This is a genomic window from Aeromonas caviae (assembly GCF_000819785.1).
Taxonomy (GTDB): Bacteria; Pseudomonadota; Gammaproteobacteria; order Enterobacterales; family Aeromonadaceae; genus Aeromonas; species Aeromonas caviae.
This window is the reverse complement of the sequence record NZ_CDBK01000021.1, coordinates 1-6,688: the sequence shown is the minus strand read 5'-3', so window position 1 is coordinate 6,688 and position 6,688 is coordinate 1. Positions and strand designations below refer to the sequence as shown.

Annotated in this window: 7 protein-coding genes; 6 read left to right on the top strand and 1 reads right to left on the bottom strand. The window is 63.0% G+C overall.

Annotation, left to right across the window (positions count from 1 at the left end; translation table 11 throughout):
• Positions 1-578: 578 nt before the first annotated feature.
• Entirely contained in the window at positions 579-1,955 is a 1,377-nt protein-coding gene (gene cysS, locus BN1120_RS03090; protein ID WP_041213117.1) for a cysteine--tRNA ligase, read from the bottom strand.
• Positions 1,956-2,146: 191 nt separating this feature from the next.
• Here cysS and BN1120_RS03085 point away from each other — a divergent pair, with 191 nt between their 5' ends.
• The 6 genes from BN1120_RS03085 to acuI all read left to right on the top strand — a co-directional run bounded on the left by BN1120_RS03085 (position 2,147) and on the right by acuI (position 6,265).
• Positions 2,147-2,644: a peptidylprolyl isomerase gene (locus BN1120_RS03085; protein ID WP_010675220.1), complete on the top strand. Its 498-nt coding sequence runs from the start codon at positions 2,147-2,149 to the stop codon at positions 2,642-2,644.
• Positions 2,634-3,320 (top strand): DUF4269 domain-containing protein, encoded by a 687-nt coding sequence (locus tag BN1120_RS03080; RefSeq protein ID WP_080767865.1) that lies wholly within the window; start codon positions 2,634-2,636, stop codon positions 3,318-3,320. Before BN1120_RS03085 ends, BN1120_RS03080 begins: the two co-directional genes overlap by 11 nt.
• 13 nt (positions 3,321-3,333) lie before the next feature.
• Complete coding sequence (gene lpxH, locus BN1120_RS03075) at positions 3,334-4,059, top strand: UDP-2,3-diacylglucosamine diphosphatase (protein WP_042014701.1); 726 nt, start codon at positions 3,334-3,336, stop codon at positions 4,057-4,059.
• A gap of 128 nt (positions 4,060-4,187) precedes the next feature.
• On the top strand, positions 4,188-4,436 hold the full coding sequence (locus BN1120_RS03070; protein WP_010675223.1) for a GlsB/YeaQ/YmgE family stress response membrane protein: 249 nt from the start codon (positions 4,188-4,190) through the stop codon (positions 4,434-4,436).
• 157 nt (positions 4,437-4,593) lie between these two features.
• Positions 4,594-5,229, top strand: coding sequence for an acrylate utilization transcriptional regulator AcuR (gene acuR, locus BN1120_RS03065; protein WP_080767864.1), 636 nt, complete (start codon positions 4,594-4,596; stop codon positions 5,227-5,229).
• Positions 5,230-5,281: 52 nt separating this feature from the next.
• Entirely contained in the window at positions 5,282-6,265 is a 984-nt protein-coding gene (gene acuI / locus BN1120_RS03060) for an acrylyl-CoA reductase (NADPH) (protein ID WP_042014702.1), read from the top strand.
• Positions 6,266-6,688: the final 423 nt, after the last annotated feature.

The window sequence follows — 6,688 nt, the reverse complement described above, 5'->3', positions numbered from 1 at the left end:
GTGAATACCATCTCCATACAGATAAAAACCTCAGCCTTAAGCTGCGGCCAACATGAACGCTAAAGCCACGGGCGGGCACGGTATTGGGTTCCCCCTGCAAACCGCCGAGTCAAGTTCAACGGGTTAGGAGCGCCATCAGGGATGATGGCGCAGCCGCAGTCGGCACATGGATGTGCCGTCTGCGGCGCTCCGTCCGACCCGTTGGGCGAGACGAGGGAACCCGCGAAGCGGGCGGTTTGCCGGGGGAGAAGACTTTTGGTGACTTTGGGTCTTTCCAAAGTCACTCGCCCCAGCCCGAAGGGCGGGCGAAACCCTGTCGAGGGCAGTGCCCTCGCGTCCTGCATGGCGGAGCCATGCCATTAAGGCGTTAGATGGCATTCAGCAGAGGAATGACATTAGCTCCCCTCACCCTGGCCCTCTCCCCCAAGGGGAGAGGGGATCAGAGCGCAGAGCACCGGGGCAAAAGCAGAGCCCGAGGCTCAAGAGGTGTCGAAGGAAAAGCCACAAACAAAAACCGCAGCCCAAGGCTGCGGTTTTTTTATTGGCTCAACCGGTTGGCGCGAGCAACGCCATCGGTCTTAGGCACGGCGCCAGCTGGTCTTGCCGGCGCTGTCTTCCAGCACGATGCCCATCTCGGTGAGGCGGTTACGGGCGGCATCCGCCGCGGCCCAGTTCTTGTCGGCGCGGGCCTGATTGCGCTCGGCGATCAGGCGTTCGATCTCGGCAACCTCTTCGTCCGCCTCAATACCCTTCAAGAAAGCATCCGGATCCTGTTGCAGGATGCCGAGCACGGCGCCCAGCTCGCGCAGGCGGGCGCCCAGCGCGGCGGCAACGGCCATGTCTTCACCCTTCTGGCGGTTGATCTCGCGCACCAGGTCGAACAGGGCAGAGTAGGCTTCCGGGGTGTTGAAGTCATCGTCCATCGCTTCCTTGAAGCGAGCCACCTGCTCGTCACCACCGGCAGCGGCAGCCGCCGGCAGATCGCGCAGGGCGGTGTACATGCGCTCCAGGGCGGCGCGGGCCTGCTTCAAGTTATCTTCCGAGTAGTTGAGCTGGCTGCGGTAGTGACCGGACATCAGGAAGTAACGGACGGTTTCGGCGTCGTAGTGGGCCAGCACGTCACGGATGGTGAAGAAGTTGCCAAGGGATTTGGACATCTTCTCTTTATCCACCATCACCATGCCGCTGTGCATCCAGGTGTTGACGTAGTCGCCGCCGTGGGCGCAGCAGGACTGGGCAATCTCGTTCTCGTGGTGCGGGAACTGCAGATCGGAGCCGCCGCCGTGGATATCGAAGTGGTTGCCAAGGTGCTTGGAGTTCATGGCGGAGCACTCGATGTGCCAGCCAGGGCGGCCCGGGCCCCAGGGGCTGTCCCAGGTCGGCTCGCCGGGCTTGGACATCTTCCACAGCACGAAGTCGAGCGGATTGCGCTTGGCATCCACCACGTCGACCCGGGCGCCGGCCTGCAACTGCTCCAGATCCTGGCCCGAGAGCTTGCCGTAGTCGGCGTAGGACTCGACGATGAACATCACATCGCCGTTGTCCGCCACGTAGGCGTGCCCTTTTTCCAGCAGGGTTTCAACCAGGGCGATGATCTCGCCGATGTGCTGGGTGGCGCGGGGTTCGATGTCCGGGCGCACCATGCCGAGGGCGTCGAAATCCTGGTGCATGTCGCCGATGAGGCGCTCGGTGAGATCGTCACAGGTCACGTGCGTTTCGGCGGCGCGCTTGATGATCTTGTCGTCCACGTCGGTGACGTTGCGCACATAGGTGAGGTCGTATCCTGCATAACGCAGGTAGCGAGCGACGACGTCGAAGGCGACGAAGGTACGGCCATGGCCGATATGACAGTGATCATAGATAGTGACGCCACACACATACATGCCCACCTTGCCCGGGTGGATAGGTTTGAATTCTTCTTTTTGACGAGTGAGTGTGTTGTATATCTTCAGCATCTTATGACCACTGCCTGTGAGTAAAATGGCCTGCCATTCTAACCGCATCCGGTATAGAAAACGAGGCAGAAAAAGCCCCCTCTCCCCCCTGCCATCTATGCCGCAGGGCCTTGATGGGCTAGAATTGCCACCACTTTATGCCATACACCTGCGGGCACCTTGCTGCCCGCGTCAAAATGAAAGGACAACTCATGGTTACTCTGCACACCAACCACGGCGACATCACCCTGACCCTGAACGCGGAAAAAGCCCCGGAGACCGTGGCCAACTTCCTGCAATACTGCCGTGACGGTCACTACGACAACACCATCTTCCACCGCGTCATCGACGGCTTCATGATCCAGGGCGGCGGCTATGCCCCGGGCTTCGAAGAGAAAGAGACCCGCGCTCCCATCAAGAACGAGGCGGCCAACGGTCTGTCCAACAAGGTCGGCACCATCGCCATGGCCCGCACCATGGAGCCGCACTCCGCCAGCGCCCAGTTCTTCATCAACGTGAACAACAACGACTTCCTGGACTTCAAGTCCGCCACCACCCAGGGCTTCGGCTACTGCGTGTTCGGTGAAGTGACCGCCGGCATGGACGTGGTCAACAAGATCAAGGGCGTGAAGACCGGCAACTACGGTCGCATGCACCAGGACGTTCCGACCGAAGACGTCGTCATCACCAAGGTGACCCTTGCCGAGTAATCCCTGCCGGCCAGGCTCTGACACAACTGCGGCCCCGGCCGCAGTTTTTCCATCTGCCGCCCCCAACTGGCGCCGCCTCGACTATCTGGCCCAGGGCAACGCACGTCAGCGCTCGGCCCACGCCCTGCTGAGCGGCGGCCTGTGGGATGAGCTTGGCCCCCTGTGCAACGATCTGGCCCTGGTGAGCACGATCGCCATCGGGCTGGATAGGCCCGGTAGCGATCTCGACATCCTCTGCCAGCATCCGGACCCGGCCTTCCTTGCCGCGACACTGGCAGCACAAGGCTGGCAGGTGCGAAGCAAGGGCGAGCAGGTCTGGATCGCCGAACAGCGACGCCACGGGCCCGATGGCCAGTGCTGGCCAGTCGAGCTCTACCTCACCCCTGCTCCCCTCGAGGCATGTCATGGCTGGCGCCACCTCAGCCTGATGGCCGCCCTGCTTGAGCGCTTTGGCGCCCCCTTCCACCGGGAGGTGCTGCGCCTGCGTTTTGATGAAGGGCTCAAGGGGGAAGCGGCCATGTGCCGCCTGCTGGGTCTGTCCGGCGACCCTTACGAGGCGTTGCTGACCCTGGAGGGCGTCAACCTTGCGGGGCTCTGCTGCCCTTCCCTCCCCCACCCGCTCGACGAGCAAGGTCACAGGCCTTGTCCGCACCCAGGCGGGACTCTCTTACCATGATGCCCAGGAACTCATGAGCACCCTCTTTATCAGTGACATTCACCTCAGCCAAGGCAGGCCCGACATGACGGCGGCCCTGGTGCGCTTTCTGGCCGAAGACGCGCCCGGGGCCGACGCCCTCTATGTGCTGGGGGATCTGTTCGAATTCTGGATTGGGGACGACGACCCCAACCCGCTCCACCGCAAGGTGGCCGATGCTTTTCTCGCCCTGAGCCAGCAAGGAGTGCCCCTCTACTTCATTCACGGCAACCGCGACTTCCTCTTGGGGCGTCAGTTTGCCAAACGGGCCGGCATGACCCTGCTCGGCGACCCCTGCGTCATCGAGCTGTACGGCGAGCGGGTGCTGCTGAGCCACGGGGATCTGCTCTGCACCCGGGACGAGGGCTACCAGAAGTTTCGCCGCATCACACAACTCAAATGGCTGCGCTGGCTCTTCCTGCGCCTGCCGCTCTCGCGCCGCCAGGCCATCGCCCACAAGATGCGCGGCCAGAGCCAGATGGAGAATGCCCAGAAGAGCCAGATCATCATGGACGTGACTCCGGAGGCGGTGGACGAGATGCTGCGCCAGCACGGCTGCCGCCTGATGATCCACGGCCACACCCACAGGCCCGCCATCCACGACTTCACTCTGGATGGCCGTGAGGCGCGTCGCATCGTGCTGGGAGACTGGTTCGAGCAGGGGTCGGTGCTGGTGTGCTCCCCCGCCGGGCAGCGCCTCGACACCCGCGCGCTCGGCTGAAGTCCTCTGCCTGCCATGGTCAGGAGCGAGTCTCATATGACCGTTTCTGACTCACGCCGTGCTGCGGCGGGATACAAGCTGGATCCCTGCATATACTCTGGTTCTCTGCACACAACGAGGAGATGACCATGGGATTTCTTACTTGGGTGGTACTGGGGCTGATCGTCGGCATCCTGGCCAAATGGATCATGCCGGGCAAGGATGGCGGCGGTTTCTTCATGACGGTGATCCTGGGGGTAGTCGGTGCCATGGTGGGGGGCTATGTCAGCACCCTGCTCGGGATGGGAACGGTCACCGGCTTCAACCTGCCGAGCATCATCATCGCCACCGTTGGCGCCCTGATCGTGCTGTTTGTCTACAACAAGCTGCGCAGTTGAGGCGCAGCCACCCATCGATGCGAGGGCGCCACTGGCGCCCTCGCTGTTTTCTGCCCCGCTGGCTCCAGCTTGTCTCGACTACCCGATCTCATCCACTCGTTTCGTCCGTTCGATGCCGCGCTTGCATCATTTCTAGTTGAGGCGTCTAATAAGCCCCATGCAAGCCAATGCCCCCCTGCCCCGCCGCCCTCGCGGCCGCCCTGCCCAGCACGGGCACACCTATGCCGACACCCGGGATCTGTTGATCCGCCGGGGCATGGAGCTGCTGACCGAACAGGGCATCGCCGCCACCTCCATCGAGCGGGTGTTGCAGTCGACCGGGATCCCCAAGGGCTCCTTCTATCACTACTTCGCCACCAAGCACGACTTCACCCTGGCGGTCATGGATGCCTATCACCACTACTTCTGCCGCAAGCTGACGCGCTATCTGGAGGATGAGAGCCTGCCCCCCCTGGCCCGTCTTGTTGCCTTCGTCGACAGCGCCTGCCGGGGCATGACCCGGTTTGCGTTCCAGCGGGGCTGCCTCGTGGGCAACCTGGGTCAGGAGGTGGTGCAGCTGTCCCCCGAGCTGCGCCTGCGCCTCGAGCAGATCCTCCTCGACTGGGAGGCGCTGCTTGCCCGCTGCCTGAGGGACGCGGTGACGGCGGGGGAACTGCCCCCTAATTGTGACTGCCCTGCCCTCGCCCATCAGTTCTGGATCGGCTGGGAAGGGGCCGTGCTGCGCGCACGCCTGGTGGGCGATACCGAGCCCATGCTCTCTTTTCTCAATTTTTTCATGAAGTTAGCAAAGTGATTTTTTTACGAAGATTAATAGTCAATCAGTCCAATTAATGGGAGTAGACAAGATGTTCAACGGTATTCTGATCGAGAAAGACGAGGCGGGTTATCGCGCCAGCTACCAGAGCCTCTCCGAGGAGATGTTGCCTGCCGGGGATGTGACCGTGGCGGTAGAGTGGTCTTCCCTCAACTACAAGGATGGCCTGGCCCTCACCGGCGCCGCCCCCGTGGTACGCCGCTTCCCTCTGATCCCCGGTATCGACTTTGCCGGTACCGTGCTGGAGAGCCAGCATCCCGACTGGCACCCCGGCGACAAGGTGGTGCTCAACGGATGGGGCGTGGGCGAGACCCACAGCGGCGGGCTGGCGGAGCGGGCACGGGTCCGGGGCGACTGGCTGGTCGCCCTGCCTGAGCGCTTCCAGCCCCGGGACGCCATGGCCATCGGCACCGCAGGGTACACCGCCATGCTCTGCGTGATGGCGTTGGAGAAGCACGGCATCACCCCCGGTGACGGTGACATTCTGGTGACGGGCGCCAACGGCGGTGTGGGCAGCGTGGCGATCACCCTCCTGGCCAAGCTGGGCTATCGAGTGGTGGCCGCCACCGGGCGGCTGCACGAGGCCGACTATCTGACGTCCCTCGGCGCCGCCGAGGTGATCGATCGCGCCGAACTGGCCACGCCGGGACGCCCGCTGGGCAAGGAAAGCTGGGCCGGCGTCATCGACACCGTCGGCAGCCACACCCTGGCCAATGCCTGCGCCACTACCCGCTACGGCGGCGCCGTGGCCGCCTGCGGTCTGGCGGGAGGGATGGACTTCCCCTCCACCGTCATGCCCTTCATCCTGCGCGGCGTCACCCTCTATGGCATCGACAGCGTGATGGCACCGCGCCCGCTGCGTCAGCAGGCCTGGGCCCGACTGGCCGAGGATCTCGACCTGACCCGCCTCCATCTCCTCACCCGGGAAGTGCCCCTCTCCCAGGTCGTGACCCTGGGGGATGCCTTCCTGGCAGGCCAGGTGCGCGGCCGGATCCTGGTCAATGTCCAGGGGTGATGACTGACGCGATATGAGCCGGCTCGCCTGACCAGGTCAGGCGAGCCTCTCCAGGGCATTTCGCAGCCACACGGAACGTCACCCCTCCTTCCCATCGTCCATGACAATGGGCAACAGATGCGTTCAAACACTCAAGTGCAGGTTTCCCGGACAGAGGGACCGAGACACCTCTATATGCCGCACCTTCCCGCTGCGCGCCCTCCCCCATCGATGCAGACGACCGTCACTCCTCACCGACAAGCCCCTGCCCTGGATACCCGTATTCGCCGAAATGAGGCCCTGTTCGCCCACGGCTGCGAACCATTGTCTTGCCCACTGACAGACCCCGTTAAACAATCGATGCATCGAACAAATAATTCAGAATAGGAATACGTTTTATTTATCACCGCATATAAAAAGGGCGCTGAATCGCTCCCAGTTCCC